At 56.7% G+C, this 26,413-nt stretch carries 20 protein-coding genes; 19 read left to right on the top strand and 1 reads right to left on the bottom strand.

Annotation, left to right across the window (positions count from 1 at the left end; all coding sequences use genetic code 11):
• Nucleotides 1–10: 10 nt before the first annotated feature.
• Nucleotides 11–1,492, top strand: coding sequence for a DUF1846 domain-containing protein (locus GCWU000341_RS05230; RefSeq protein ID WP_009214760.1), 1,482 nt, complete (start codon nt 11–13; stop codon nt 1,490–1,492).
• Between the two features lie 60 nt (nt 1,493–1,552).
• On the opposite strand, the gene GCWU000341_RS13470 is transcribed toward GCWU000341_RS05230, so the two are convergent.
• Nucleotides 1,553–1,852, bottom strand: coding sequence for a hypothetical protein (locus tag GCWU000341_RS13470; RefSeq protein WP_155812656.1), 300 nt, complete (start codon nt 1,850–1,852; stop codon nt 1,553–1,555).
• Between the two features lie 338 nt (nt 1,853–2,190).
• Here GCWU000341_RS13470 and GCWU000341_RS05220 point away from each other — a divergent pair, with 338 nt between their 5' ends.
• From GCWU000341_RS05220 to GCWU000341_RS05135, 18 genes are all read left to right on the top strand, one after another.
• The gene (locus GCWU000341_RS05220; protein ID WP_009214758.1) at nt 2,191–3,108 is read left to right on the top strand and encodes an ABC transporter permease; all 918 of its coding nucleotides are present in this window, start codon (nt 2,191–2,193) and stop codon (nt 3,106–3,108) included.
• Between the two features lie 13 nt (nt 3,109–3,121).
• Nucleotides 3,122–4,177 (top strand): ABC transporter permease, encoded by a 1,056-nt coding sequence (locus GCWU000341_RS05215; protein WP_009214757.1) that lies wholly within the window; start codon nt 3,122–3,124, stop codon nt 4,175–4,177.
• A 12-nt stretch (nt 4,178–4,189) separates the two neighbouring features.
• The gene (locus GCWU000341_RS05210) at nt 4,190–5,209 is read left to right on the top strand and encodes an ABC transporter ATP-binding protein (RefSeq protein ID WP_009214756.1); all 1,020 of its coding nucleotides are present in this window, start codon (nt 4,190–4,192) and stop codon (nt 5,207–5,209) included.
• On the top strand, nt 5,202–6,203 hold the full coding sequence (locus tag GCWU000341_RS05205; protein ID WP_009214755.1) for an ABC transporter ATP-binding protein: 1,002 nt from the start codon (nt 5,202–5,204) through the stop codon (nt 6,201–6,203). Before GCWU000341_RS05210 ends, GCWU000341_RS05205 begins: the two co-directional genes overlap by 8 nt.
• A 238-nt stretch (nt 6,204–6,441) precedes the next feature.
• Nucleotides 6,442–8,145, top strand: coding sequence for a peptide ABC transporter substrate-binding protein (locus GCWU000341_RS05200; protein ID WP_040653480.1), 1,704 nt, complete (start codon nt 6,442–6,444; stop codon nt 8,143–8,145).
• A gap of 214 nt (nt 8,146–8,359) precedes the next feature.
• Nucleotides 8,360–10,057, top strand: coding sequence for a peptide ABC transporter substrate-binding protein (locus GCWU000341_RS05195; RefSeq protein ID WP_040653691.1), 1,698 nt, complete (start codon nt 8,360–8,362; stop codon nt 10,055–10,057).
• A 154-nt stretch (nt 10,058–10,211) separates the two neighbouring features.
• Nucleotides 10,212–10,919, top strand: coding sequence for a UMP kinase (gene pyrH, locus GCWU000341_RS05190; protein ID WP_040653689.1), 708 nt, complete (start codon nt 10,212–10,214; stop codon nt 10,917–10,919).
• Nucleotides 10,920–11,004: 85 nt separating this feature from the next.
• Nucleotides 11,005–11,559 (top strand): ribosome recycling factor, encoded by a 555-nt coding sequence (frr, locus tag GCWU000341_RS05185; protein ID WP_009214751.1) that lies wholly within the window; start codon nt 11,005–11,007, stop codon nt 11,557–11,559.
• Nucleotides 11,556–12,341, top strand: coding sequence for an isoprenyl transferase (locus GCWU000341_RS05180; RefSeq protein WP_009214750.1), 786 nt, complete (start codon nt 11,556–11,558; stop codon nt 12,339–12,341). The genes frr and GCWU000341_RS05180 overlap by 4 nt, the downstream gene beginning before the upstream one ends.
• Nucleotides 12,334–13,194 (top strand): phosphatidate cytidylyltransferase, encoded by an 861-nt coding sequence (locus tag GCWU000341_RS05175; protein WP_330360376.1) that lies wholly within the window; start codon nt 12,334–12,336, stop codon nt 13,192–13,194. The genes GCWU000341_RS05180 and GCWU000341_RS05175 overlap by 8 nt, the downstream gene beginning before the upstream one ends.
• A gap of 57 nt (nt 13,195–13,251) precedes the next feature.
• Nucleotides 13,252–14,406 (top strand): 1-deoxy-D-xylulose-5-phosphate reductoisomerase, encoded by a 1,155-nt coding sequence (dxr, locus tag GCWU000341_RS05170; protein ID WP_009214748.1) that lies wholly within the window; start codon nt 13,252–13,254, stop codon nt 14,404–14,406.
• Nucleotides 14,403–15,593, top strand: a complete 1,191-nt coding sequence (locus GCWU000341_RS05165; RefSeq protein WP_009214747.1) for a M50 family metallopeptidase — start codon at nt 14,403–14,405, stop codon at nt 15,591–15,593. Before dxr ends, GCWU000341_RS05165 begins: the two co-directional genes overlap by 4 nt.
• Before the next feature lie 135 nt (nt 15,594–15,728).
• Nucleotides 15,729–16,787 (top strand): flavodoxin-dependent (E)-4-hydroxy-3-methylbut-2-enyl-diphosphate synthase, encoded by a 1,059-nt coding sequence (gene ispG, locus GCWU000341_RS05160; protein WP_040653683.1) that lies wholly within the window; start codon nt 15,729–15,731, stop codon nt 16,785–16,787.
• 3 nt (nt 16,788–16,790) lie between these two features.
• Complete coding sequence (locus GCWU000341_RS05155; RefSeq protein ID WP_009214745.1) at nt 16,791–21,344, top strand: PolC-type DNA polymerase III; 4,554 nt, start codon at nt 16,791–16,793, stop codon at nt 21,342–21,344.
• 68 nt (nt 21,345–21,412) lie between these two features.
• Complete coding sequence (serC, locus tag GCWU000341_RS05150; protein WP_040653478.1) at nt 21,413–22,498, top strand: 3-phosphoserine/phosphohydroxythreonine transaminase; 1,086 nt, start codon at nt 21,413–21,415, stop codon at nt 22,496–22,498.
• Nucleotides 22,495–23,673, top strand: a complete 1,179-nt coding sequence (locus GCWU000341_RS05145) for a phosphoglycerate dehydrogenase (RefSeq protein ID WP_009214743.1) — start codon at nt 22,495–22,497, stop codon at nt 23,671–23,673. The genes serC and GCWU000341_RS05145 overlap by 4 nt, the downstream gene beginning before the upstream one ends.
• Nucleotides 23,674–23,688: 15 nt before the next feature.
• Entirely contained in the window at nt 23,689–24,972 is a 1,284-nt protein-coding gene (locus tag GCWU000341_RS05140) for a DUF1015 domain-containing protein (protein WP_009214742.1), read from the top strand.
• Nucleotides 24,969–26,063 carry a prephenate dehydrogenase/arogenate dehydrogenase family protein gene (locus GCWU000341_RS05135; protein ID WP_009214741.1) on the top strand — a complete coding sequence of 365 codons (1,095 nt, stop codon included), beginning with the start codon at nt 24,969–24,971 and terminating at the stop codon, nt 26,061–26,063. Before GCWU000341_RS05140 ends, GCWU000341_RS05135 begins: the two co-directional genes overlap by 4 nt.
• The last annotated feature ends 350 nt before the right edge of the window (nt 26,064–26,413 follow it).

The raw sequence follows: 26,413 nt of genomic DNA, 5'->3' as shown, positions 1-26,413 counted from the left end.
AGGAGGAAATGTGAAAATCGGTTTTGACAATGAAAAGTATCTGAAGACGCAGTCACTTCGAATCAAGGAGCGGATTTCAAAGTTCGGGGGGAAGCTCTATCTGGAATTCGGGGGGAAGCTCTTTGACGACTATCACGCAAGCCGCGTGCTCCCCGGCTTTTGCCCGGACTCCAAGATCCGTATGCTGGGGGAGCTCAGGGAGGAGGCGGAGATCGTCATCGCGATCAACGCAGGGGATATTGAGAAGAACAAGGTCCGGGGGGATCTCGGGATCACCTATGATATGGATGTCCTCCGCCTGATCGATGCCTTTCGGGGCTACGGCCTCAGCGTGGCCTCCGTCGTTCTGACCCGCTTCGAGGGACAGGAGAGCGCCGTTTTCTACCAGAAAAAGCTGGAGTCCCTCGGAATCCGCGTCTATCGCCACTACAGCATACCGGCCTATCCCTCCAATGTCCCGCTGATTATCTCCGAGGAGGGCTTCGGAAGGAACGACTATATCGAGACCTCCCGTTCTCTCATTGTGGTGACGGCTCCCGGTCCGGGATCCGGGAAGATGGCGGTCTGCCTCTCTCAGCTCTATCAGGAGCATCGGCACGGAATCGATGCGGGCTATGCCAAGTTCGAGACCTTTCCGATCTGGAATCTCCCTTTGCAGCACCCCGTAAATCTCGCCTATGAGGCCGCGACCGCGGATCTCAACGATATCAATATGATCGATCCCTTTCATCTGGAGGCCTACGGGGAGAGCGCGATCAACTACAATAGAGATGTGGAGGTCTTTCCTGTTCTGAACGCCATGTTCAACCGGATCTACGGCAAGAGCCCCTATCAATCCCCCACGGATATGGGCGTCAATATGGCCGGAAACTGCATTATTGACGATGCGGCCGTGAGAAAGGCCGCAGAGCAGGAGATCATCCGCCGCTACTACGCCGCTCTCGTGGAGCTCCGGAAGGGGAGCGGGAGAAGGGAGATCGTCGACAAGGAGCAGCTCCTCATGGAGAAAGCAAATGTCGGCCCGGCGGACCGCCCGGTCGTGGCCGCGGCAAAGCAGAAGGCGGAGCTCAGCGGAGGTCCGGCGGCGGCGATTGAGCTCCCCGATCAGACGATCGTCTGCGGCAAGACCTCCCCCCTCCTTGGAGCCTGCGCAGCGATGCTTCTGAATGCGCTGAAAACCCTCGCGGGGCTGGAGGATTCCATCAAGCTCATCTCTCCGGAGATCATCGAGCCGATTCAGCATCTGAAGACGGAGCACCTGGGCAATCACAATCCGAGGCTCCACACGGATGAGATCCTGATTGCGCTCACGATCTGCGCGAACTCCGATGCCAACGCGGAGCTTTGCATGCGCCAGCTCTCCCGCCTCTCCGGTTGTGAGCTGCATTCCTCCGTCATCCTCTCCGGCGTGGATGAAAGGACGCTCCATAAGCTTGGCATTCATATCACCTGCGAGCCGCAGTACCAGAGCAAAAAGCTCTTTCACCACTGAAGCTCTTTTACCACTGAAACGAGAGTTTTTCCCGGGGCCTTTCCAGGCCCCTTTTTTCATTTAGAAAGCCCTGCTGCGCAGTTTTGTAATTAACGATTCAGAGGCTCCGGAGGAGAGCAGCGCGGCGGATCGGGCCTTGCTTGCGATCGGGCAGGCATCGATTTTCGAAAATTTGCGGAATACTCGGGGATCAAGATCGAGCAGGGCAGGATCAGTGCGTTCGATATCTCGGAGATCGAGGATGCGAAGGGGATCTTTGCGGGAGGCGACTGCGTGACCGGGCCGGCTACCGTAATCCGCGCGATCGCGGCGGAAAAGACGGCGGCCGCCAATATCGACGAGGACCTCGGATATCAGCATGAGCTTCCGTCCGATGTCATACTTCCCCCCGTGCGCTTTGACGACGATGCTCCCACAGGAAGGATCAATATGCGGGAGAGAGCGGCAGAAGAGAGGGGGAAGGAATACGCCGGTCATGGACGGTATGGTCATTCTGCCGCGGGGAAATTTTACAAAAACATTTCGGACATGGGATTAGGGATTTACTTTTTGTGTCCGATGTGTCATAGTATGGGGAAAAGGAAAGTTTATGCATCCCGCCTTGTATGAATTTTTGAAAAAGCGGTGCAGGACTTGAAACGCTTCCTGCTTTCGTGTATATTTCCTTTCATATTTTATACTATTTCAGGAGGAGAGATATGCCGAAGTACATCGCGAAGCGTGTCCTAATGGCGCTTGTGACCGCTTTTTTAGTGGCGACCCTTACATTTTTCGTCATGAACATGGTCCCCGGGGGACCCTTTCTCGCAGAGAAGGCAGTGACGCCGCAGGCGCAGGCCGCCATGGAGGCAAAGTACGGGCTGGACAAGCCCCTTCACGTCCAATATCTGACCTATATGTCGGGGCTTCTCCATGGGGACTTCGGCCTCTCCCTTAAGAAGAGGGGGCGGACTGTGGCGCAGATCATCTCCACGAAATTTCCGGTCTCCGCGAGGCTCGGGGGCATCGCCCTTCTGGTCGCCGTCTTTTTCGGAGTGCCCTTTGGCTCCGTGGCGGCCTTTAACCGCGGGAAAGCGGTGGACAATGTGCTCGTGGTCTTTTCCACGGCGGGGATTGCGGTTCCGTCCTTTCTCTCCTCGACGCTTCTTATGTTTATCTTTACGACGAAGCTCAATCTTCTCCCCTCTCTGGGCCTGAAAAATCCGCAGAGCTATATCATGCCGGTGATCGCTCTTTCGCTCTATCCGGCCTCCTATATCGCCCGCCTGATGCGCTCCTCCATGCTGGATGTGATGGGGCAGGACTATATGCGGACTGCGCGCGCAAAGGGCGTGAGCAATTTCATGTCGATCTTCAAGCACGCGATGAGAAATGCGATTCTCCCCGTCATCACCTATCTGGGACCGCTCCTTGCCTCCCTCATGACAGGCTCCTTCATCATCGAAAAGATCTTCAATATCCCGGGTCTCGGCTCGGAGTTCGTGGGAGCGATCACCTCCCGGGACTATCCGATGATCATGGGTACGACGATCTTTCTCGCGGTCTTTATCATCGCAATGAATGTGATCGTGGATATCACCTACGCGATTGTGGACCCGAGAATCAAGCTGAGATAAGGAGAGTGGAGGGATGGAAGAAAACAGGAAAACAAACTCGCTGAGTTTTCAGCCTGCTCTGGATGACTTTGCCCCGGCGTCAGTATCCGAGAGAGAATCTCTCGTTGTCATGAGGGAGTCCGTCAGCTTCTGGCGGGACGGGATCCGGCGCTTTCGAAAAAACAGGATCGCGATGTCCGCTCTTTTTATCGTCTTCCTCATCGTCATCTTCTGCTTTATCATACCGATGTTCTACCCCTATCAGTATGAGCAGCAGATGAAGGGATCGGAGAGACTCTCTCCCATGCAGTATTCGAAGACGGAGCAGGAGAGTATGGCACGGGGGGAGAAGGTTTTTCCCCACTTTCTCGGAACGGATCAGAACGGACGGGACTATATGATCCGGGTTTTGGTCGGCGGCAGGGTGTCCATGACCGTCGGCCTCGTGGCCTCCTTTCTCATCCTTTTGATCGGCTCCGTCTACGGATCGATCGCGGGATACTTCGGAGGCATGGTGGATATGATTATGATGCGGATCGTGGACATCATCTATACCGTGCCTGATGTGCTCATCATCATTCTCCTCGCACAGACCCTGAAATATCCGCTGGAAAAGCTGGGGAACGCGCCGGGCTTTGGCTGGATTCAGAAGCTCGGGCCGAACATGGTCTCCATGTTCCTTGTCTTTGCGCTTCTCTACTGGGTCGGCATGGCACGGATCGTCCGCTCTCAGATCATGGTCTTAAAGCAAAGTGAATATGTCACTGCCGCCAAGGCACTGGGGGCGAATGACAGGCGAATCATCGGAAAGCACCTGATCGTGAACTGCATCGGGACCCTGATCGTCACAACGACGCTCCAGATCCCGAGCTCGATCTTCACAGAATCCTTCCTCTCCTTTCTGGGACTCGGGGTTCAGGCCCCGATGCCTTCCCTGGGCTCTCTCGCCAGTGCCGCGCTGAACGGCTTCCAGACCTATCCGGAGAAGCTCTTTGCCCCGGCCTTCCTGATCTTCGTCATCATCCTGAGCTTCAATCTGCTCGGAGACGGACTCCGGGATGCCTTTGATCCGAAGCTGAAGCAGCAGTAGGGAGGAGAGACTATGTCAGAAGAGAAATATCTTGTGGATATCCGGCATGAGCAGCTCTCCTTTTTCACCTCCGCGGGAGAGGTCAAGGCTTTAAATGATGTCAGCATCCGGATGAAGGAGGGGGAGGTCCTCGGAATCGTGGGGGAGTCCGGCTCCGGGAAGTCGGTCACGGCCTACTCGATCATGGGCCTCACGGCGCAGAACGGGCGCATTGTCGGCGGAAGCGTCGAATTCAACGGGCACCGCATCGATGAGATGAAGGAGAAGGAGCTCCGAAAGATCCGCGGCAGCGAGGTGAGCATCATTTTCCAGGATCCGATGACCTCCCTGAACCCGGTCTGGACGGTCGGAAACCAGATCGAGGAGTCCATCCGTCTCCACACGGAGAAGAGGGGGGCAGAGGTCCGGAAGAGGGCGAGAGAGCTGCTGGAGCTCGTGGGGATCAATGAGCCGGAGAAGCGCCTTGGGCAGTATCCCCATGAGCTTTCCGGAGGGATGCGCCAGAGGGTCATGATCGCCATCGCCCTGGCCTGTGAGCCGAAGCTTCTCATCGCGGATGAGCCGACGACGGCTCTCGATGTGACGATACAGGCACAGATCCTGGAGCTGATGCAGGATCTGAAGAAAAAGCTCGGAATGGGAATCATCATGATCACCCATGATCTCGGAGTCGTCGCCTCGATGTGCGACAATATCGCTGTCATGTATGCGGGGGAGATCGTCGAGTACGGCACGACGGACGACATCTTCTACCGCCCGATGCACGAGTACACAAAGGGACTTCTTCGCTCGATCCCGAAGTTCCACGAGAAGGACTACGAGCGTCTCATTCCGATCGAGGGGCAGCCGGTGGATCTTCTGAATCCCCCGAAGGGCTGCGGCTTTGCGCCGCGCTGCCAAAGCTGCATGAAGATCTGCCTTGCCAAAAAGCCGCCCCGGACGGATTTCGACGGGCTGCACTATTCCCGATGCTGGCTTTTGCAGAAGGAGGAATTCCTGAAGAACAGGGAGGGGGAGCTTTCGCATGTCTGAGAATCTGCTGGAAATCGAGCATCTGAAACAGTATTTTCCCGTGGCCGGCTCCCGGAAGACCGTGAAGGCCGTGGATGATGTCAGCTTCTTCATAAGAAAGGGAGAGACCTTCGGACTGGTGGGGGAATCCGGCTGCGGAAAGACCACGACGGGGCGCTCCATCCTCCGGCTGACGGAGCCGACAGCGGGGAAGATTGTCTACGACGGAAATGTCATCTTCGATTCCGAGAGCGGGAAAAAGGCGGATATGCTCCCCTACCGGAGAAAGATGCAGATCGTCTTTCAGGACCCCTATGCCTCTCTGGACCCCAGGATGACCGTGGGGGATATCGTGGGAGAGGCACTGGACATTCATAAGCTCTGCCGGACAAGGGCGGAGAGGAGAGAGCGGATTCTATCCCTCTTGTCCACGGTGGGCCTGAATTCCGAGCACGCAAACCGCTATCCGCATGAGTTTTCCGGCGGACAGCGGCAGAGGATCGGCATCGCGAGGGCGCTGGCCGTGGACCCCGAGTTCATCGTCTGTGATGAGCCGGTATCGGCACTGGATGTGTCGATTCAGGCGCAGGTCGTCAACATGTTCGAGGATCTGCAGAAGAAGCTGGGCCTGACCTATCTCTTCATCGCCCACGACCTCTCGATCGTAAATCACATCTCCGGCAGAATCGGCGTCATGTATCTCGGGCATCTCGTGGAGATGGCGGATGCGGATGAAATCACCTTTCACTCGATGCATCCCTATACCCGTTCCCTGATCTCCGCCGTCCCGATCGCGGACCCGAAGATCGCGCGTTCCTCGAAGCGGATTATCTTAAGCGGGGATGTGCCCTCCCCCGTGAATCCGCCCTCCGGCTGCCCCTTCCGCACCCGCTGCCTCTACGCGGACGGAAGATGCGCGGAGGAGAATCCGGCGTTTCGGGAGGAAAAGCCCGGCCACTTTGTGGCCTGCCATCATCTGGACCAATTGAATCCGGCGGATCAGAGCAAATCTTAAGCCCGGAAAACGAAATCGGACGGTCTTCGGAGGCCTGAGAGAGGATTTCATTTCTGCCATCGGATTTTCGAATCGGACAGCCTTTGGAAGCCTGCGGCACGCTATAACCTGCCGCTTGTCATAGACCATCCATCTCCGCTTTGAGATGGAGAAGCTTTCATCGTATCCCCTGAGATCTTCCCTGAGAGAAGGACTTCGGAGAGGGGAGACGAAGGAGAGAGAACAAGGAGGGAGTATCATGAAAAAGAAGAATGCGGCCATGTTGCTTTCCGCGCTTCTCCTTTTGGGATCGGCGCTCACAGCCTGCGGCGGCTCCGCGGGCTCCTCGGATTCTGCGGGGACAAAGGGCGCAAAGGAGGGGGGAAGCACGGCGGAGGGCGAGTCCGGCAGTGTGGAAAAGACCTCCTCCGGAGGGCAGCTCGATGTGCAGATCGGCCCGTCCCCGGAGACCATGGACCCGGCCTTAAACTCCGCTGTGGACGGCGGCAATATGATCGTCCACGCCTTTGAGGGACTCCTTAAGTTCGATAAGGACAATAAGATCATCGGAGGACTTTCCGATCAGTGGAACTGCTCGGAGGATGGCCTGACCTGGACCTTCCATCTCCGCCCGGACTTAAAGTGGTCCGATGGCACGGAGTTCACGGCGGAGGACTTCGTCTATTCCTGGAAGAGGCTTGCGGATCCCGCGACCGCCGCGCCCTACGGCTACGATCTCTTGAATCAGATCGAGGGCTATGACAAGGCGGCGGAGGGTGATTTGGATGCGCTCAAGGTGGAGGCCGCGGCAAAGGACAGCTTCGTCGTCCATCTCTCCAGCCCCTGCTCCTATTTTGACAAGATCGCGGCCTTCACCTCCATGGTTCCGGTGCAGAAGGCGACGATCGAGGCGAACGGGGACAGCTGGTCCACAAAGCCCGAGAGCTATATCTCGAACGGCCCCTACAAGATGACGGAGTTTACGGACGGGGACCGCATCGTCTTTGAGAAGAATGAGAACTACTGGGACAAGGATCACGTCACCTTCGATAAGATCGTATGGCACCTGATCGAGGACGGAAATTCCGCCTACACCGCCTATAAGGAGGGGACGCTGGACATGATGAAGACCGTCCCCTCAGAGGAGATCCCGAGCCTCAAGGGACAGGAGGACTTCCACCTGGATCCGATCATGGGGACCTATTATGTGAGCTTTAACCTGAAGAAGGCTCCCTTTGACAACGAGAAGGTCCGGGAGGCGCTCTCCCTCGCAATTGACCGGGACTATGTGGGGAATACCATCATGCAGGGGACCTATAGTCCGGCGAAGAACTTCGTCGGCCCCGGCGTATCCGATGCGGAGCCCGGGAGCTCCTTTGAGAAGGTGACGGAGGAGAAGTACGGAGATTTCTTCGACAACTCGAAGTATCAGGAGAATCTCGAGAAGGCGAAGCAGCTTCTCGCGGAGGCGGGCTATCCGAACGGCCAGGGCTTCCCGGAATTCAGCTATATGGCAAACGACGCCTCCTACCATAAGGCCGTCGCGGAATATCTGCAGAAGGCCTGGGGAGATCTCGGACTCAAGATGACGATCGATATCCAGGAGTGGAAGACCGTCACCGCGAACCGCCGGAGCGGAAACTATGATACGGCGAGAAACGGCTGGGTCTACGACTGGGACGATCCCTCCAATATGATCAATCTCCTGGAGACAAACAACGGAAACAACGATGGAAAGTACTCGAATCCGGACTTTGACGCGCTCGTAAAGAAGGCGAGAGAGGCCAAGGATCTGAAGGAGCACTATGAGCTTCTCCACGAGGCGGAGCAGCTTCTCCTTAAGGATTATGCGATGGCGCCGCTTGCCTACTATAACGAGTTCTATCTTCAGAAGCCAAACCTGAAGAATACCTGGCACAGCCCCTATGGCTATTGGTTCTTTATGTACGGCACGAAGGAATAAAGAACCGGGGCAGAGCGGAAGCTCTCGGAGGGCCTTTGGAAATTCTCGGCCGCGGCGATTGCCGCGGCCGTTTTCTTATGATATAATTCCCCGGTATGCCGCGAAAAGCTCATCTGTTTCGGGAATAATGACGAAGAGCGGAAGGCTTTTGAGCCGGGAGGCGGCAGCTTTGGAAATTATTTTATGCGGGCGGATCCGCCCGGGAGGATGGATTATGAAGAAAAAAAGTGTAGTGCTTCTGAGCGCGGCCCTTTCTCTGGGACTTGCGCTCACAGCTTGCGGAGGTGCGTCTCGCTCCGCGGCTTCTTCCGGAGCGAAGGAAGAGAAGGAGGGAAGCACGGCGGAGGGAGAAGCCGGGAGCGCGGAGAAGAGCTCCTCCGGGGGACAGCTCGACGTGGAGGTCGGCCCGACGCCGGAGACCATAGACCCGCAGCTCAACAGCACAAGGGATGCCTCCGTCATGATTCTGCACGCCTTTGAAGGGCTTCTTCGGACCGATAAGGACAACAATATCATCGGAGGACTCGCCGAGAGCTGGGAGAAGTCGGATGACGGCCTAAGCTACACCTTCCACCTTCGCCCGGGCTTAAAGTGGTCCGACGGCACCGATCTCACGGCTAAGGACTTCGTCTACTCCTGGAAGAGGCTTGCGGACCCGCAGACGGCAGCGCCCTATTCCTATGATCTTATGAATATGATCGACGGCTTCGAGGAGGCGCAGACCGGAAATCTCGATGCCTTAAAGGTGGAGGCCCCGGATGACAATACCTTCCTGGTCCATCTTTCCAAGCCCTGCGACTACTTTGACAAGATCGCGGCCTTCCCCGTCATGGTTCCGCTGCAGGAGAAGAGCGTCGAGGAAAATGGAGACAGCTGGACCACGAATCCGGAGAGCTATATCACGGACGGCCCCTATAAGATGACGGAGTACACGGACGGGGACCGCGTCGTCTTTGAAAAGAATGAGAACTACTGGGACAAGGAGCATATCACCTTCGATAAGATCGTCTGGCATCTGATCAGCGATGCGAACACGGCCTACACCGCCTATAAGCAGGATGAGATCGATATGATAAAGGATGTCCCGACGGAGGAGATCGCGGGTCTTCGGGACAATCCCGAGTTCCGGGTGGAGCCGATCCGGGGTACCTACTATGTCAACTTCAATATTGCAAAGAAGCCCTTTGACGATGCAAAGGTCCGGGAGGCGATGACGCTTGCGATCGACCGGGACTATGTCGCAAACACCATCATGCAGGGCATCTATTCTCCTTCGAAGAATTTTGTCGGCCCCGGAGTCACGGACGCGGCGGAAAACTCTTCTTTTGAGAAGGTGACGGAGGAAAAGTACGGCGATTTCTTCGATAACTCGAAGTATCAGGAGAATCTGGAGAAGGCGAAGCAGCTTCTCTCCGAGGCGGGCTATCCGAACGGTCAGGGCTTCCCGAGCTTCAGCTATCTCGTCAATGACAACGGCTACAACAAGGCGGTCGCGGAATACCTCCAGTCAGCCTGGAAGGAGCTTGGGCTCAATATGACGATCGACGTACAGGAGTGGAAGACGATGACGGTGAACCGCCGCGCCGGAAACTATGATACGGCGAGAAATTCCTGGGTCTATGACTGGGACGATCCCGCAAACCTCATCGATCTTCTGGAGACAAACAACGGAAACAACGACGGGAAATATTCCAGCGCGGAATTTGACGCTCTGGTGGAGAAGGCGCGGATCTCGACCAATCGGGAGGAGCGGTTCGATCTCCTGCATCAGGCGGAGCAGCATATGCTGAAGGACTATGCCGTCGCTCCCATCGCAAGTCAGAACGATTTCTGGATGCAGAAGGAGAATCTGAAGAACACCTGGCACAGCCCCTCCGGCTACTGGTACTTCATGTACGGAAGCAAGGGCTAGGCAGAGGAAAGAGAGATTTTCTCCGGGGGCCTTCCGACTCCTGGAGACGGGATTGAGAGCAGAGAAAAGAGCTCCGCTATGATTGCCGAGCTCTTTTTTCTATGGTAAACTTAGGAAAATGCGGATTCATTTTGCGGCAGAGAAGAGGATTTTTATGGGAAAAGAGAGAAGAGTGATGTTGAAGCTCTCCGGGGAAGCGCTCGCCGGGGAGAAGCGTTTCGGCTTTGAGGATGATATCATCCGGGAGGTGGCCCGTGAGGTAAAGCCTGCCCTGGAGGAGGGGGTGGAGCTTGCGATCATGATTGGAGGCGGGAACTTCTGGAGAGGGCGCCAGTCGGAGTCTGTGGACCGCTATAAGGCGGATCAGATCGGGATCCTTGCGACCGCCATGAACTGCATCTATACCGCGGAGCTTTTCCGCACGGAAGGGATCAGGACGAAGGTCATGTCCTCCATCCCGATCGGCGATATGGCGGAGCTTTTCTCAAAGGACAAGGCGCTCCGCCTCATGAAGAAGGGGACCGTGCTCTTCCTCGCCGGAGGGACGGGGCATCCCTATTTCTCGACGGACACCGGCGTGGTGCTCCGCGCCCTGGAGCTTTCCTGTGAGGAGATCCTCCTCGCAAAGGCTGTGGACGGAGTCTATGATAAGGACCCGAAGAAGGACAGGACCGCGCAGCGCTACGATACGATACCGCTCCGGGAGCTTGTGGATAAAAGGCTTGAGGTCATTGATCTTGCGGCCTCCGTCCTCTGCCTGGAGAATCATCTTCCGCTCGCTGTCTTCTCTCTCCGGGAAAAGCACGGGATCTCCAATGCGCTCAGAGGGAAGATCAACGGGACGAGAGTGACTGCGGTCTGAGCCGGCCTCCTGCCGCTGAGAAGGAGGGCGCAACCATTCATGCCGAAAACTTCGGCGCTGCCAAAGAGAGAGGACAGGAGGAAGTATGGACGACCAGTTTACCATCCATATCGAAAAGATGCATAAGACCCATGACAATCTGATGTCGGAGCTTGCGACGATCCGGGCGGGGCGCGCGAATCCCCATGTTCTGGACCGGATCACAGTGGATTATTACGGCACGCAGACACCGCTTCAGCAGGTCGGAAATATCTCTGTGCCGGAGGCCCGCATGCTCCAGATTCAGCCCTGGGACAAGGGCATGCTGAAGGAGATCGAGAAGGCCATCAATCTCTCGGATCTCGGCATCAACCCGACCAATGACGGAAATACCATCCGCCTTGTCTTCCCGGAGCTCACAGAGGAGAGGAGAAGGGAGCTCACAAAGGAGGTTAAAAAGAAAGGGGAGGCCGCGAAGGTCGCGATCCGGAATATAAGGAGGGACGCGATGGAGCTCGCAAAGAAGCTCGAGAAGAACTCCGAGATCACAGAGGATGATCTGAGCCGCCAGACAAAGGATATCCAGGATCTGACCGATCATATGATAGAGAAGATCGACCGCTCGGTGGAGGCGAAGAACAAGGAACTGATGACGGTATGAGGGAGCAAAGAGAAGGAGAGGAGCCGGCTCATATCGCGATTATCCTGGACGGAAACGGCCGCTGGGCGAAGCGGAGGGGTCTTCCGAGAGCCATGGGGCATAAGAAGGGCTGCGAGACGCTGGAGCGTATTGTGGAGGACTGTGCGAGGCTCGGCATCTCCTATCTCACGGTCTACGGCTTTTCCACAGAGAACTGGAAGCGCCCCCCCGAGGAGGTTGCAGCTCTCATGCAGCTTTTCCGCATCTATATGAAGAAGCTGATCAAGGTCGCAAATGAGAACAATGTCCGCGCGAGGATGATCGGGAGCCGGGAGGGCTTCGCCCGGGATATCCGGGAGGGTATAGAGGATCTGGAGCGGGAGACCGCGAAAAACACGGGGATGTGCTTTGTCTTTGCCGTGAACTACGGTTCGCGGGACGAAATTATCCGCGCCGTCAAAAAATACACGATACAGGCGCTCTCCGAGGGAAGGAGCCGGGAGGAGATCGAGAGCCTCACAGAAGATGACTTTTCCCGTCTTCTGGACACAGCGGGAATGCCGGATCCGGATCTTGTGATCCGGACCTCGGGAGAGTTCCGTCTCTCAAACTATCTCCTCTGGCAGTGCGCCTATTCGGAATATTATATCAGTCCGGTCCTGTGGCCGGATTTTGACAAAGAGGAGCTGCTCCGCGCGATCGATAGCTTTCGGAAGAGGGAGCGGAGGTTTGGCGGAAGGCCGGAGGGCTCCTCCTCTTCCCGTGCCCGGGGCGATGGAAGGGAGGGAGAAGGCAATGTCTGATTCTGCACTGGATGACCTGAGACAGCCTCAGAATGAAAAGAGAAAAAGCTCGTTCATGAAAAGACTGCTGAGCGGCGCGGCGCTTCTGTTCCTCGCGTTCCTGTTTATTCCTCTGGGCGGGCTTCCGCTTTTTCTCCTGACGCTTGCCCTCTCCCTTCTGGGGCTCTTTGAGCTCTACCGGGCCTTTTCTCTGGAAAGGACGGCACTGGGAGGCCTCGGCTGTCTCGCCCTTCTCCTTTCCTATCTGCTCCTCTACCTCGGGAGGGAGGAGCTGCTTCCGATGCTTCTCATCCTAAGTCTTATGGCGATGCTCTCCCTCTATGTGCTCTCCTATCCGAAATACCATATCGATTCTGTTTCGGAGAGCTTCTTCGGTCTCGTCTATGCGGGACTTATGATGAGCTACCTCTACCGGACAAGAACGCTGCCGGACGGGAAGATTCTCTCCTGGCTGATCCTGCTCTCAAGCTGGGGGACGGATACCTTCGCCTACTGCGCGGGGATGCTCTTTGGGCGCACCAAGATGACTCCCGTCCTCAGTCCGAAAAAGACCGTGGAGGGAGCGATCGGCGGGGTGATCGGGGCCTCGGCCCTGGGCTTTTTCTATGCGCTTCTTTTCCGGTGCTACTTTACGGCGGTGGAACGGCCGGAGATCATCTCCGCCGTCTCCTCCGCGGCCGCATCATTGATCTCCATGGCGGGGGATCTCGCGGCCTCCGGCATCAAGAGAGACCGGGGAATCAAGGACTACGGGAGGCTGATCCCCGGGCACGGCGGAATTTTGGACCGCTTCGATTCCATGCTGTTTACCGCACCGACGGTCTACTACGCGCTTCGCTTTCTGAGCTTTTAAGGAGATGTCTGCCGGGATGAGGAAAAGAGAGAAAGAGAAGGACATGGGAGAAAGAGGATGAGAAATATCGTGATACTGGGATCCAGCGGATCCATCGGGAGACAGGCAGTCGATGTCATAGCGAGGGACCCGGAGCTTCGGATCTCCGGCCTTGCAGTCCGCTCCTCCATTTCCCTTCTCCGGGAGCAGACGGAGCGCTTCCGCCCGGAGACGGTCTGCGTTTTTGAGCGGGAGGCGGCCGAGAGATTTTCCTCCTTCGGCCTTCCTGTCCGCGTACTCAGCGGTATGGAGGGGCTCATCGAGCTCTCGGAGATGGAGAGCTGCGATGAGCTCCTGGTCTCTTTGGTGGGGATGATCGGTATCGAGCCCACGATCGCAGCGATACGGAAGAGGAAGAGGATCCTCCTCGCAAACAAGGAGACTCTGGTCTGCGCGGGGCATCTCATCATGCCGCTTCTAAAGGAATATTGCACGGAGCTTCGGCCGATCGATTCCGAGCACTCTGCGATCTGGCAGTCCTTAATGGGAGAGGATCCGGAGTCTTTGGAGAGGATTTTGCTCACGGCGAGCGGCGGACCCTTCCGCGGGCGGAAGAGAGCGGAGCTTAAAAATAAGACGAAGGAGGATGCCCTGAAGCATCCGAACTGGTCCATGGGACAGAAGATCACGATTGATTCCGCGACACTGATCAATAAGGGACTGGAATTTATCGAGGCAAAGTGGCTTTTTTCCGTGCCGCCGGAGAAAATCACGGTTTTGATCCAGCCGGAGAGCATCATCCATTCCGCGGTTCAATTCAAGGACGGCTCCGTGAAGGCCCAGCTTGGCGCTGCGGATATGAGGATTCCGATCGAATACGCGCTCTATGCGCCGTCCCGGCGCTTTCTTCCGGCGGAGAGGCTGGATTTCGCCGCTCTTTCCTGTCTCCACTTTGAGAGACCGGATACGGAGACCTTCCGGGGGCTCTTTCTCGGAATGGAGGCGGCAAAGAGGGGAGGATCCCTTCCGACGATCTACAACGCCGCAAATGAAGAGGCGGTCGCGAGCTTTCTCAGAGGAGAAATCGGCTTTCTCAGGATCGCAGAGCTTGTAGAGGAGGCGATGCGCGCCCACGAGGAGGGCTATCTTCCCGATCCCGATCTTTCGGAGATCCTGGAGGCGGAGAGATGGGCGAGGGAATTTGTCAGAAAAAGGAAAGAGGGTAGAGCTTGAGTATTATCGTTGCGATTCTTGCGCTGGGGTTTTTGATCTTTTTCCATGAGCTCGGACATTTTCTTATGGCGAAGGCCTGCGGCGTCGGCGTATTGGAGTTCTCTGTCGGCATGGGCCCGAGGCTTATCTCCCGGGTCTTTCGAAATACAAGGTACAGCCTTAAGCTTCTGCCCTTCGGGGGCTCCTGCGCGATGCTCGGAGAGGACAGCGCGGGCTCCGGGGATTTCAGCACTGCGGACGGGGAGATCATGGAGGAAGAAAGGGAAGAGGAGGACCCCTGGATTGACTTCGACGGAGTCCGCTACCGGGAATCCGAGCTTTCCCGGAGAAGCTTCCAGAATCGCCCCGGCTGGCAGCGCTTTCTGATCTGCTTTGGCGGTGTCTTTCATAACCTCCTCCTCGCCTTCCTCCTCGCTCTCTTTGTCGTCCACTTCAGCGGTATGGACAGGCCGGTCATCGATGCCGCGCAGCCCGGCTCCTCCGCGGAGAGCGCGGGCTTTGAGAGAGGAGATCTTCTGAGCGGCATATCGCTGGACGGGAAACGCTTCCGAAGGATTGAGACCTTCCGGGAGCTCTATCTCTGGCTCTATCTTCATTCGGATTCCATAAAGGAGAATTCCGTCCTGGAGCTCCGCTGCCAAAGAAACGGACGGGAGGAGAGGATGAAGTTCAGCCCCTGGTATGATAAGGAGAGCGGGAAATACCGCCTGGGCCTGGAATTTTCCGGAAAGAGGGTCCGGCCGGAGACGGTCGGGGATTCCTTCCTCTATGCCTATCAGGAGCTTCGCTACAATGTCGTCGTGGTCTTCGACAGTCTTCAGCTTCTCTTTCGCGGAAGGATCCGGAGGAATGAGCTCATGGGACCGGTGGGGACCGTGACCGTGATCGGGGATACGGTGGAGCAGTCCACCCGCTACGGACTCTTCAATGCCTTCCTCGTCCTATTAAATCTCTGCATCATGCTGAGCGCAAATCTCGCCGTCATGAACCTCCTTCCGATACCGGCTCTCGACGGGGGAAGGCTCCTCTTTATCCTTCTGGAAATGATCAGCAGGAAGAGGCTCAATCCAAAAGTCGAGGAGACGATCAATCGGATCGGCATGATCGTTCTCCTCCTTCTGATGGCGCTGATCTTCTTAAATGACATTGTAAACCTCTTTAACGGAGCCTACCGAAATATCGGCTGACTCCGAAAGAGGAGCAGGGGAGAAGCTTCTCCCTTTTTGAAAAATATTTCGGAGGGAAAAGGGAAAGAAAAGGGGATCGGAAGAGCTTTTCCGGAAGAAGGCAAAGAAGATAGAGCGGAAGGGAGGAGCGGAGCGGTGACGGCGAGGGAAAAAACGAAGGTGATCCGGATCGGGAATGTAAAGATCGGCGGGGGGAACCCGATCGCCATTCAGTCCATGTGCAATACAAAGACGGAGGATGTGCAGGGGAGCATCGAGCAGATCCGAAGACTGGAGAGAGCGGGCTGTCAGATCGTCCGCCTCACTGTACCGGACCGGGAGGCGGCGCTCGCCTTCGGAGAGATCCGAAGGGAGGTCTCTCTCCCCCTCGTAGCGGATATCCATTTCGACTACCGGATGGCGATTCTTGCGATGGAAGAGGGGGCGGATAAGATCCGCATCAATCCCGGAAATATCGGAGGAGAGGAAAAGGTGCGCGCGGTCGTCGACTGCGCAAAGGACAGAGGAATCCCGATCCGGGTGGGGGTGAATTCCGGCTCCCTCGAAAAAAGATTCCTTGAGAAGTACGGGGGCCATGTGACGGCGGAGGGACTTGTGGATTCCGCGCTGGATAAGCTTGGCCTCATAGAGAGCATGGGCTATGACAAGCTTGTGGTCTCCATCAAATCCTCGGATGTTCTCATCGCAGAACGGGCACATATCCTGATCTCCGAGCGGACAGACTATCCTGTCCATGTCGGAATCACCGAGGCCGGGACGCTCTGGTCGGGGAATATCAAGTCCGCCGTCGGTCTCGGCATGATCCTTTCCCGGGGGATCGGGGACACCGTGCGGGTGAGCCTGTCCGCGGATCCCGTGGAGGAGGTGAAATCCGCGAAGCTGATCCTCCGAACGCTAGGCCTGAGAAAGAGCGGTGTCACGGTGGTCTCCTGCCCGACCTGCGGGCGGACCGACATCGACCTCATCCGCCTTGCGGGGGAGGTCGAGAGCATGGCGGAGGAATTTGAGGAGAAGGATTTCAAGGTGGCCGTCATGGGCTGCGTCGTGAACGGACCCGGGGAGGCTCGGGAAGCGGATATCGGAATCGCGGGCGGAAAGGGCTATGGGATTTTGTTCCGGCGCGGGGAGATCCTTCGGAAGGTCCCGGAGGCGGAGCTTCTTACGGCGCTCCGGAGGGAGATGGAGAGACTTTGAGAAATGAAACGCTTTTTTGAGGTTTTTGAAGAGCTGGAGCTCTCCGGGGTGGCCGAGGGCCTGCTTCAGGATGTGCTGATTCGCCGCATCACCTTTTCCCGGGACAGATCCCTTCTTCGGATCTATATCGAAAGCCCGCATCTCATCGAAAAGGAGCGGGTGAGGGAGGCGGAGCAGGCGATCCGGAGGCAGCTTTTTCCGGGGAAAAGGATTGAGGTCCGAATCATGGAGCGCTTTCGCCTCTCCGCCCAGTACACATCCCGCGCTCTCTACAGCCTCTATTCCAGCTCCATTCTCTCGGAGCTAAAGGACTATGACATCCTTCTCTACAATATGCTTTGCAGCGGAAGAATCTCCTGGGAGGACGAGGAAACGCTGAGACTCAGCGTGCCGGCCCTCTCCCTCTATCTCCGCTCCGAGAAGCGCCTCCGCCATAGCTTAGATAAGCTTTTCTCCGAGCGCTGCGGCCTTCCCTTTCGCCTGCTCCTCTCCTATGAGGAGAAAGAGGAGAAAGAAGAGAAAGAAGAGAGAGAGGAGAAGGAGAGAGAAAAAGACAGGAAGGAGCAAGGAAAAGAAAAGGGAAACAAGAGAGCGGAAGCGGCAGAAGAGCTGCCTTATCTTCCTCCGGAAAATATGCCAAAAAGCGCGTCTCAAAAGACGGCTTTCCGCCCGGAGAAGTCTCAGAGCCCTTCTCCTCGTTCGAGAAGGCCTGAGCTTCCCGAAAAGAAAGCGCCTTCCTCTCGGATCCTCCCCGGAGAGGGCGGAAAGGGGGAGTACAGCGCCTCCTCATCGGACGGTCTGCGAAAGGGAAGGAAATTTCCTTTTAAGCGCTCCGAATCCGAGGATGTTCTCTACGGGAGAGATTTCTCGGAGCAGCCGACTCCGATGTCGGAGCTTAGGGAGGAGAGCGGGATGGTCGTGCTCTGCGGACGCATCTTCACGGTCGAGGAGCGCAGCACAAAAAGCGGAAAGACCATACTGAGCTTTCGCTTTACGGATGAAACGGATTCCATCGCTTCCAAAATCTTTGTGGAAGAGGAGGATCTCCCGGAGGCGCGGGCCTTTTTGCAGGTCGGAAAGGGAATCCTCGCAAAGGGGATGATCGAGTACGACAGCTTTGACCGGGAGCTTGAGCTCTCCCATCTAAGCGGCATCAAAAAGTACGAGTTTCAGAAAAAGAAGCGGACGGACAGCGCGAAGGAGAAGAGGGTAGAGCTCCATCTCCACACGAAGATGTCCGATATGGACGGCGTATCCGATGTGAACGACTACATCGATACGGCGCTTTCCTTTGGCATGGATGCGATGGCGATCACGGATCACGGCGTCGTGCAGGCCTTTCCGGATGCGGCCTCCCATCTGAAAAAGCTCGGGAAGGAAAGGGATTTTAAGCTGATTTACGGCCTGGAGGGTTATTTGGTCGACGATCTTAAGACCATAGTGCAGAGGGACAGAGGGCAGGAGCTCTTTTCGGAGACCGTCGTCTTCGATATCGAGACCACGGGCTTCCATCCGCAGACGGATAAAATTATAGAGATCGGCGCGGTGAAGCTCAGAGAGGGAAAGATCTGCGATCGAATGGATGTCTTCGTGAATCCCGAAATTCCGATCCCCTTTCGGATCACGCAGCTCACCTCCATCGACGACTCCATGGTGATCGGAGAGAGGACGATCGAGGAACTTCTCCCGGAATTCCTCTCCTTCTGCGGGGACGCTGTGATCGTCGCGCACAATGCGGACTTTGACACGGGCTTTATCCGCGAAAACGCAAGGCGCCTGGGTCTTTCCTATGATCCCACTGTCGTGGACACAGTGGGTCTTTCGCGTCTCCTCCTCCCGAAGCTGAACCGCTTTAAGCTCGACACCGTCGCAAAGGAGCTCGGAATCAGCCTTTTGAATCATCACCGGGCAGTGGATGACGCCGAGGCGACGGCGGAGATCTATCAAAAGGAGCTTTCACTCCTCAGAGAGCGCGGTGTCAAAAAACTGTCGGAGATCGACAGTCTCCTCTTTGACTATGAGGCCAATGTGCGGAAGCTCCCGAGCTTTCACTGCATCATCCTCGCTAAAAATGATATCGGCCGCATCAACCTCTACCGCCTGATCTCGGAATCGCATCTTAAGTATTTCCGGAAAAATCCGAAGATCCCGAAATCCCTTTTGAAAAGGTACAGGGAGGGGCTGATTCTGGGATCGGCCTGCGCAGCGGGGGAGCTCTTTCAGGCGATCCTCCGGGGGGCGGAGGAGGAGCAGCTTCTCTCCATCGCATCCTTCTATGATTATCTGGAAATCCAGCCCCTGGGAAACAATGCCTTTATGCTGGGCTCCGACCGCTACTCCGCAAAAAGCCGGGAGGATCTCATCGCCTATAACCGGAAGATTCTCTCTCTCGGGGAGCAGCTTGGAAAGCCGGTCTGTGCGACCTGTGACTGCCACTATATCGAGCCGGAGGACGATATTTACCGGAGGATCATCATGGCGGGGCGGGGCTTCGAAGAGGAGGAGAGCGATGCCTCCCTCTATTTTCGGAATACGGAGGAGATGCTCTCGGAATTTTCGTATCTGGAGCCGAACAAGGCGAAGGAGGTCGTAATTGATAATCCGAAAAGGATCGCGGATATGTGTGAATTCATAGAGCCGGTCCGCCCGGACAAGTGTCCTCCCGTGATCCCGGACTCCGACGCGGAGCTTCGGAGAATCTGCTCCGAGACCGCCCATAAGATGTATGGTCCCAGCCTTCCGAGGATCGTGGAGGAGAGGCTTGAGACAGAGCTTCGATCTATCATCTCAAACGGCTACTCTGTCCTCTACATCATTGCGCAAAGGCTCGTCGACAAGTCCAATGAGGACGGCTATCTCGTCGGGTCCCGGGGCTCCGTCGGCTCCTCCTTTGCCGCGACGATGGCGCATATCACGGAGGTAAACCCGCTTCCTCCGCACTATGTCTGCCCGGACTGCTACTGGAGTGACTTCGACTCCCCGGAGGTAAAGGCCTTCTCCGGGATGGCGGGCTGTGACATGCCAAAGAAAAAGTGCCCGCACTGCGGTGCGGAGCTGAACCGCTGGGGCTTCGACATCCCCTTTGAGACCTTCCTCGGCTTTAACGGAGACAAGGAGCCGGATATCGATCTGAACTTCTCCGGGGAGTACCAGGCGAAGGCGCACGCCTATACCGGAGAGATCTTCGGAGAGGGGCATACCTTTAAGGCGGGGACCATAGGCACTTTAGCCGACAAGACAGCCTACGGCATGGTGAAGAAATATTATGAGGAGCGGAATCTCATAAAGCGGGGGGCGGAGATCGAGAGGATGGTCCAGGGCTGCGTCGGTGTGAGAAGGACGACGGGGCAGCACCCGGGTGGCATCGTCGTCCTCCCCCACGGGGAGGAGATCAATACCTTCACTCCGGTGCAGCACCCCGCAAATGATCTTGGCTCCCCCATCATCACCACGCATTTTGACTACCATAAGATCGACCATAACCTCCTAAAGCTCGATATCCTGGGGCACGATGATCCCACGATGATCCGAAAGCTCCAGGATTTGACCGGGATCGACCCAGTGAAGGATATCCCGCTGGATTCTCCGGAGGTCATGAGCCTCTTCCGATCCACGGAGGCACTCGGGATCCGCCCCGAGGACATCCAGGGCGTGCGGCTCGGCTGTCTCGGCATCCCGGAGTTCGGGACCTCCTTCGCGATGCAGATGGTGGAGGACACAAAGCCGAGGTATTTCTCGGATCTCATCCGGATCTCCGGCCTCTCCCACGGGACGGATGTCTACCTGAATAATGCCCAGGATCTGATCCTGGAGGGTGTCACGACACTGCAGGATGCGATCTGCTGCCGGGACGACATCATGGTCTACCTCATGCACAGGGGCATGGACCCCGGGGAGAGCTTCTCCATCATGGAGGCCACGAGGAAGCATAAGCCCCTGAAGGAGGAGTGGTGCAGTGACATGCTAAAGCGCGGTGTCCCCCAGTGGTATATCGACGCCTGCAAAAAGATCAAATACATGTTTCCGAAGGCGCACGCCGCAGCCTATGTCATGATGGCCTGGAGAGTGGCCTACTGCAAGGTCTTCTACCCGAGGGAATACTACGCCGCCTACTACTCGATCCGGGCGGACGGCTTCGACTACGACAAAATGTGCTTTGGTCTTGACAAGCTCCGCTATTATATCAAGCTCTACCAGGAGATCGAGCGTCCCACGGCGACGGAGTCCGTCTGCCTCCGGGATATGAAGATCTGCGAGGAAATGTACGCAAGGGGGATCGAGTTCGCGCCGATCGATATCTATCGGGCAAGGGCAAAGGACTTCCAGATCACGGGGGACGGGAAAATCATGCCGAGCTTTAACTGTATGGCGGGACTCGGGGAGGCCGTGGCGCTCGGGATCGAGGAGGGGGCCAGGAAGGGGGCCTTTCTCTCGAAGGACGACTTTTTAAACCGCACCCATTGTCCGAGGGCCTTCGCGGATAAATTCTCGGAGCTCGGTCTCCTCGGAGATATCCCAAGCTCCAACCAGCTCTCCATTTTTGATTTAAAGATATGATGCCGGGCACTTGATAAAAGCTCTTCCCTGTTTTATCATAAGTAAAAGTCATGAAAGGGGGAAGCGATATGAGAAGAGTTTATAATTTCAGCGCAGGGCCCGCGATGCTCCCGGAGGAGGTCCTCCGGGAGGCCTCGGAGGAGATGCTGGACTACCGGGGGCATGGGATGTCCGTCATGGAGATGAGCCACCGCTCCTCGATGTTTCGCGAGATTATAGAGCAGGCGGAGAGGGATCTCAGAGAGCTCATGGATATCCCCGAAAGCTACCGCGTTCTCTTCATCCAGGGGGGCGGCCATGTGCAGTTCGCCATGGCGGCTTTGAATCTCATGGTCCATCGGAAGGCCGAGTATATCGTGAGCGGGCAGTGGGCCAAAAAGGCTCTCTCGGAGGCGAAGCGCTATGGGGATGCGAGGGCCGTCGCATCCAGTGAGGACAAATGCTACAGCTATATCCCGGACTGCAGCGATCTTCCGATCCGGGAGGACGCCGACTACCTCTATTACTGCATGAACAATACGATCTACGGGACGGCCTTTCACAGCATCCCGGACGGAAAGGGGAAGATTCTCGTCTCCGATATCTCCTCCTGCTTCCTCTCGGAGCCTCTCGATGTCCGTCCCTTCGGGCTTCTCTTTGGCGGAGTCCAGAAAAATGTGGGACCGGCCGGGATGGCGATCGCGATTATCCGGGAGGATCTCATCGGGAAAGCGCTCCCGGAGACTCCGACGATGCTCGATTACAAAACCTACAGTGAGAGCGCTTCTCTCTACAATACTCCCCCCTGCTACAATATCTACATCTGCGGCAAGGTCTTTCAGTGGCTGAAAAAGCAGGGCGGCCTTTCCGCCATGCGGGAGATCAATGTGGAAAAGGCGAAGCTCCTCTATGATTTTCTGGATCAGAGCCGCCTCTTCCGTAATCCTGTGACGAAAAAAGACCGCTCCATCATGAATGTAACCTTTGTGACGGGGGATCCGGAGCTCGACGAGAAATTCGTGAAGGAGGCAAAGGCGGAGGGACTTGAGAATCTGAAGGGACACCGGACGGTCGGCGGAATGAGGGCGAGCATCTATAATGCGATGCCCAGGGCCGGAGTGGAGAAGCTGATCCGCTTTATGAGAGATTTTGAAGAGAGGGAGAGAAGAGCATGAGATATCTGAACTGCCTGAATCCGATTTCAAAGCGAGGCACGGACAGCCTGAGCGAAAGCTACGCTCTCACGGAGGAGCTGGATCGGGCGGACGGCGTTCTCGTCCGATCCAAAGACATGAAGGAGCTCGTACTTCCAAAGCGGGTGCTCGCCGTCGCAAGGGCCGGGGCCGGTGTGAACAATATCCCGCTTGAGCGCTATGCAGAGGAGGGAGTCGTCGTCTTCAACACGCCGGGCGCAAATGCGAACAGCGTGAAGGAGCTCGTGCTCTGCGCCCTCGTCATGGCATCCCGAAACGTCCTTTCCGCCGCGAACTGGCTCCGCACCCTCTCCCCCGAAGAGGAGATCCAAAAGGCCGCGGAGCAGGGGAAAAAGAAATTCGTCGGCTCGGAAATCCGCGGGAAAAGTCTCGGAGTGATCGGGCTTGGCGCGATCGGAGCGGAGGTCGCAAATGCCGCATCCTCCCTCGGGATGATCGTCTACGGCTATGATCCCTACCTCTCTGTAAACGGCGCGTGGCGGCTCTCCCGGGAGATCCGCCACGCCTCCTCCCTCGCGGAGCTTTGCGAAAAATCGGACTTCATCTCGATCCATGTCCCCCTCACGGAGAAAAATCCCGGCCTGATCGGGGAGAAGGAGATCCGTTCCATGAAAGACGGTGTGATTCTCCTGAATTTCTCCCGGGATAAGCTCGTGGATGAGCAAGCGATGGACAGAGCGCTCAGGGAGGGAAAGGTCCGCTGCTATTTCTCGGACTTTGCAAACCCCGTCTCCATGGGGATGGAGCACGCCGTCATCACCCCGCATCTTGGCGCCTCTACGGAGGAGGCGGAGGAGAACTGCGCTGTGATGGCGGTAAAGGAGCTCATGGACTATATCGACAACGGAAACATCCGAAACTCCGTAAACTATCCGGACTGCGACATGGGGATCTGCCAGAGCAGGGAGCGGATCGCGCTCCTCCATAAAAATATCCCGAATATGCTGGGACAGATCACCGCCGTACTCGCAAGGAGAGAGATCAATATCGAGAACATGCTAAACAGAGGACGGGGCGGCTTCGCCTACACACTTCTCGATCTCGGAAAGCCCGTGGAGGAGAGCGATGTGAGAGAGCTCGAGGCCATAGAGGGGATCATCCGCTTTCGCCTCGTCTCGGAGAATAAGGGGGCATAGCGAAGGGAGGAAAGCATGGCGGTTCTGAGAGCATTTCGCGCCGTCCGCCCGAGGGCGGAGCTCGCGGAAAGGGTCGCGGCGCTCCCCTACGATGTCTATACTTCGGAGGAGGCCAGGACAGAGGTCTCCGGGCGCCCTCTGTCCTTTTTAAATATTGACCGCCCGGAGACGCAGCTTCCTCCGGGAGCCGGGATCTACTCCGACGATGCCTATGAAAAAGCCCGGGAGCTTTTTCAAAAGGAGAGGAGAGAGGGCGTATTTTTGCAGGAGGAGAGGCCCGTCCTCTATCTCTACGAGGAGACGGTGGTATCGGGCGGGCTCTTCCCCCTCATGCCCTTCCACAGCCAGACCGGAATCGTGGGCTTATCCGCGGTGGACGACTATCTCTTTGGACGGATCCGAAGGCATGAAAATACCAGGAGAGAAAAGGAGGAGGACAGGGTCCGGCATATCCGGGCCTGTAAGGCGCAGACCGGTCCGATCTTCCTCTGCTTTCGGGAGAGCGAAGAGCTCAGGCTTCTCTTTTCGGAGTGGAAAAAGAGAAGTCCTCTTTTCGACTTTGTATCGGAAGACGGAATACGGCACCGCGTCTACCGCCTGGATCGGGAGGAGGAGATACGGGCGGCGGAGGAGGCCTTCTCCCATATCGAAAGAAGCTATATCGCGGACGGACATCACCGTGCGGCGAGCGCCGTCAGGGTCTCGGAGGAGCTTCGGAGGGAGCAGCCGGACTACAGCGGGAGAGAGGAGTTCAACTTCTTTCTCTCCGTCCTTTTCCCCGAAGAGGAGCTTCGCATCCTCCCCTATAACCGGCTTCTCAGAGATCTCTCCGGCATGGATGAGGCTGCCTTTCTCCGCGCGCTCTCTCCGTTCTTTTCCCTCGAGAGATCGGAAAAGGGGGCGGTCCTTCCCGCTTCGAGAGGAGATTTCGGCCTTTTCCTTCCGGGGGGCTGGTATCAGCTTAGCGCGAGGGAGGAGCTTCGGGGAAGAGATCCCGTACACAGTCTGGATGTCTCCTTTTTACAGGATTTTGTCTTCGACGGAATTCTCGGGATCAAGGATCCCGGAGTGAGCAAAAGACTTCGCTTTGTCGGAGGGATCCGGGGCGCGGGAGAGCTCGAGGAAGCGGTGAAGAGCGGGGAGATGGCCGCCGCCTTCACGCTCTTTCCGACCTCTATGGAGGAGCTTCTTTGTGTGGCAGACGCAGAGCTTCTCATGCCGCCGAAATCCACCTGGTTTGAGCCGAAGCTTCGGAGCGGGCTCTTTATTCACGATATCTCCGGAAAGGAAGAAGCATGAAGACGATCGCATTTATCGGTTTCGGCCTGATCGGCGGCTCTATCGCAAAGGGACTTCGGAAAAAGGATCCGGAGCTTCGGATCATGGCCTTCTCGAAAAATCGCTCGGAGCTTGAGCTCTCCCAGGAGGAGGGGATCTTGAATCTCATCCTGGATCAGCCGGACGCAGAGCATATAGCGGACTGTGATTTTGTCTTTCTCTGCGCCCCGGTCCGGGATAACGTGCTTCTCCTGGAGAAGCTGGCTCCTCTTTTAAAGGAGGGGGCGGTCCTCACGGATGTCGGGTCCACGAAGACGGAGATCTGCGAGAGGGCGATAGAGCTTCGGCTTTCCCACTGTTTCATCGGGGGGCATCCCATGGCGGGCTCGGAGCAGAGCGGCTACCGCGCGAGCACGGACTACCTCTTCTCCAATGCCTACTATATCCTCTGTCCGATCTCGGAGGATCATCCTGAGCTTGGCGAGAAGCTCCGCGCCGTCAGCTCCCTGCTCTCCGCCATTCCGATTCTCTCGGACTTCCGGGAGCACGACCGGGCAGTTGCGGCGGTCTCCCATCTTCCGCATCTGATCGCGAGCTCCCTTGTGAATCTTGTGAGAGAGTCCGATGATGAGAAAAAGCTCATGATGCGGATCGCCGCCGGGGGATTTCGGGATATCACGAGGATCGCATCCTCAAGTCCGCCGCTCTGGGAGCAGATCTGCGAGAGCAATGCCGGGCCTCTCTCCGAAGTCCTGGACCGCTATATCCTTTCGCTCTCCGCGCTCTCTCTCCACCTTAAGGGGGAGAGGAGGGATCTCTCACTCCTTTCGCTCTTTGAGAGCTCCCGCAGCTATCGGGATGCTCTGAGCTCGCAAAACCGCGGGGCTCTGAGCCCGGACTACAGCTTTTCCGTCGATATCGAGGATGAGGTCGGGGCGATCTCCACGATTTCCGTGATCCTGGCCTCGAAGGGGATTTCCATCAAAAATATCGGGATCAACAATGCGAGGGACCACGGCGAGGGAGCGCTCCGGATCTCCTTCTATGAGGAGGAGGCTATGGAGAAGGCTCTTACTGTACTCGAACGATACCGCTATGACTTAAGAAAATAATCGGATCATATGACAGGATCGGATCATCTGACGGAAAAAAGGATCCGAAAAGACCCCAGAGGGAAAAAACAGTATTGTATCTGCGGATAAGTTAGCTTATACTAACTATATCGGAGCTCCGAAGTATCTTCGGAATCCCCGTTTTGTCTCCGCTCTGTTTTGTCCCATGGGGTCTTTTTGCGTCGCTTTTTTATTTATCGGCCGTTTTTTTCGGCCGGGCGGCAGGAACCTGGGCCTTTGTTCCGGGTTTGTACTCGATTATCCCCGGATTTTGGGTATTGACAGGCAGCGGATGAGGAAGCTGTTTCAGCTATGGAGCCTGCCGCGGCCGCGGCGGATCGGGGGATCGT

The organism is Oribacterium sp. oral taxon 078 str. F0262, assembly GCF_000160135.1.
Lineage (GTDB): Bacteria > Bacillota > Clostridia > Lachnospirales > Lachnospiraceae > Oribacterium.
Note: the sequence above shows the minus strand (reverse complement) of the source record. Positions and strands in the feature narration are given on the sequence as shown.

Excerpts from the sequence above, each read along its gene's own strand:
- GCWU000341_RS05135 (WP_009214741.1), top strand. The coding sequence starts at position 24,969 with ATGAAGACGATCGCATTTATCGGTTTCGGCCTGATCGGCGGCTCTATC.
- GCWU000341_RS05200 (WP_040653480.1), top strand. The coding sequence starts at position 6,442 with ATGAAAAAGAAGAATGCGGCCATGTTGCTTTCCGCGCTTCTCCTTTTG.
- GCWU000341_RS05155 (WP_009214745.1), top strand. The coding sequence starts at position 16,791 with ATGAAACGCTTTTTTGAGGTTTTTGAAGAGCTGGAGCTCTCCGGGGTG.
- GCWU000341_RS05210 (WP_009214756.1), top strand. The coding sequence starts at position 4,190 with ATGTCAGAAGAGAAATATCTTGTGGATATCCGGCATGAGCAGCTCTCC.
- GCWU000341_RS05220 (WP_009214758.1), top strand. The coding sequence starts at position 2,191 with ATGCCGAAGTACATCGCGAAGCGTGTCCTAATGGCGCTTGTGACCGCT.
- GCWU000341_RS05215 (WP_009214757.1), top strand. The coding sequence starts at position 3,122 with ATGGAAGAAAACAGGAAAACAAACTCGCTGAGTTTTCAGCCTGCTCTG.
- GCWU000341_RS13470 (WP_155812656.1), bottom strand. The coding sequence starts at position 1,852 with ATGCTGATATCCGAGGTCCTCGTCGATATTGGCGGCCGCCGTCTTTTC.
- GCWU000341_RS05145 (WP_009214743.1), top strand. The coding sequence starts at position 22,495 with ATGAGATATCTGAACTGCCTGAATCCGATTTCAAAGCGAGGCACGGAC.
- GCWU000341_RS05195 (WP_040653691.1), top strand. The coding sequence starts at position 8,360 with ATGAAGAAAAAAAGTGTAGTGCTTCTGAGCGCGGCCCTTTCTCTGGGA.
- GCWU000341_RS05205 (WP_009214755.1), top strand. The coding sequence starts at position 5,202 with ATGTCTGAGAATCTGCTGGAAATCGAGCATCTGAAACAGTATTTTCCC.
- GCWU000341_RS05175 (WP_330360376.1), top strand. The coding sequence starts at position 12,334 with ATGTCTGATTCTGCACTGGATGACCTGAGACAGCCTCAGAATGAAAAG.
- frr (WP_009214751.1), top strand. The coding sequence starts at position 11,005 with ATGGACGACCAGTTTACCATCCATATCGAAAAGATGCATAAGACCCAT.
- dxr (WP_009214748.1), top strand. The coding sequence starts at position 13,252 with ATGAGAAATATCGTGATACTGGGATCCAGCGGATCCATCGGGAGACAG.
- pyrH (WP_040653689.1), top strand. The coding sequence starts at position 10,212 with ATGGGAAAAGAGAGAAGAGTGATGTTGAAGCTCTCCGGGGAAGCGCTC.
- serC (WP_040653478.1), top strand. The coding sequence starts at position 21,413 with ATGAGAAGAGTTTATAATTTCAGCGCAGGGCCCGCGATGCTCCCGGAG.
- GCWU000341_RS05140 (WP_009214742.1), top strand. The coding sequence starts at position 23,689 with ATGGCGGTTCTGAGAGCATTTCGCGCCGTCCGCCCGAGGGCGGAGCTC.
- GCWU000341_RS05180 (WP_009214750.1), top strand. The coding sequence starts at position 11,556 with ATGAGGGAGCAAAGAGAAGGAGAGGAGCCGGCTCATATCGCGATTATC.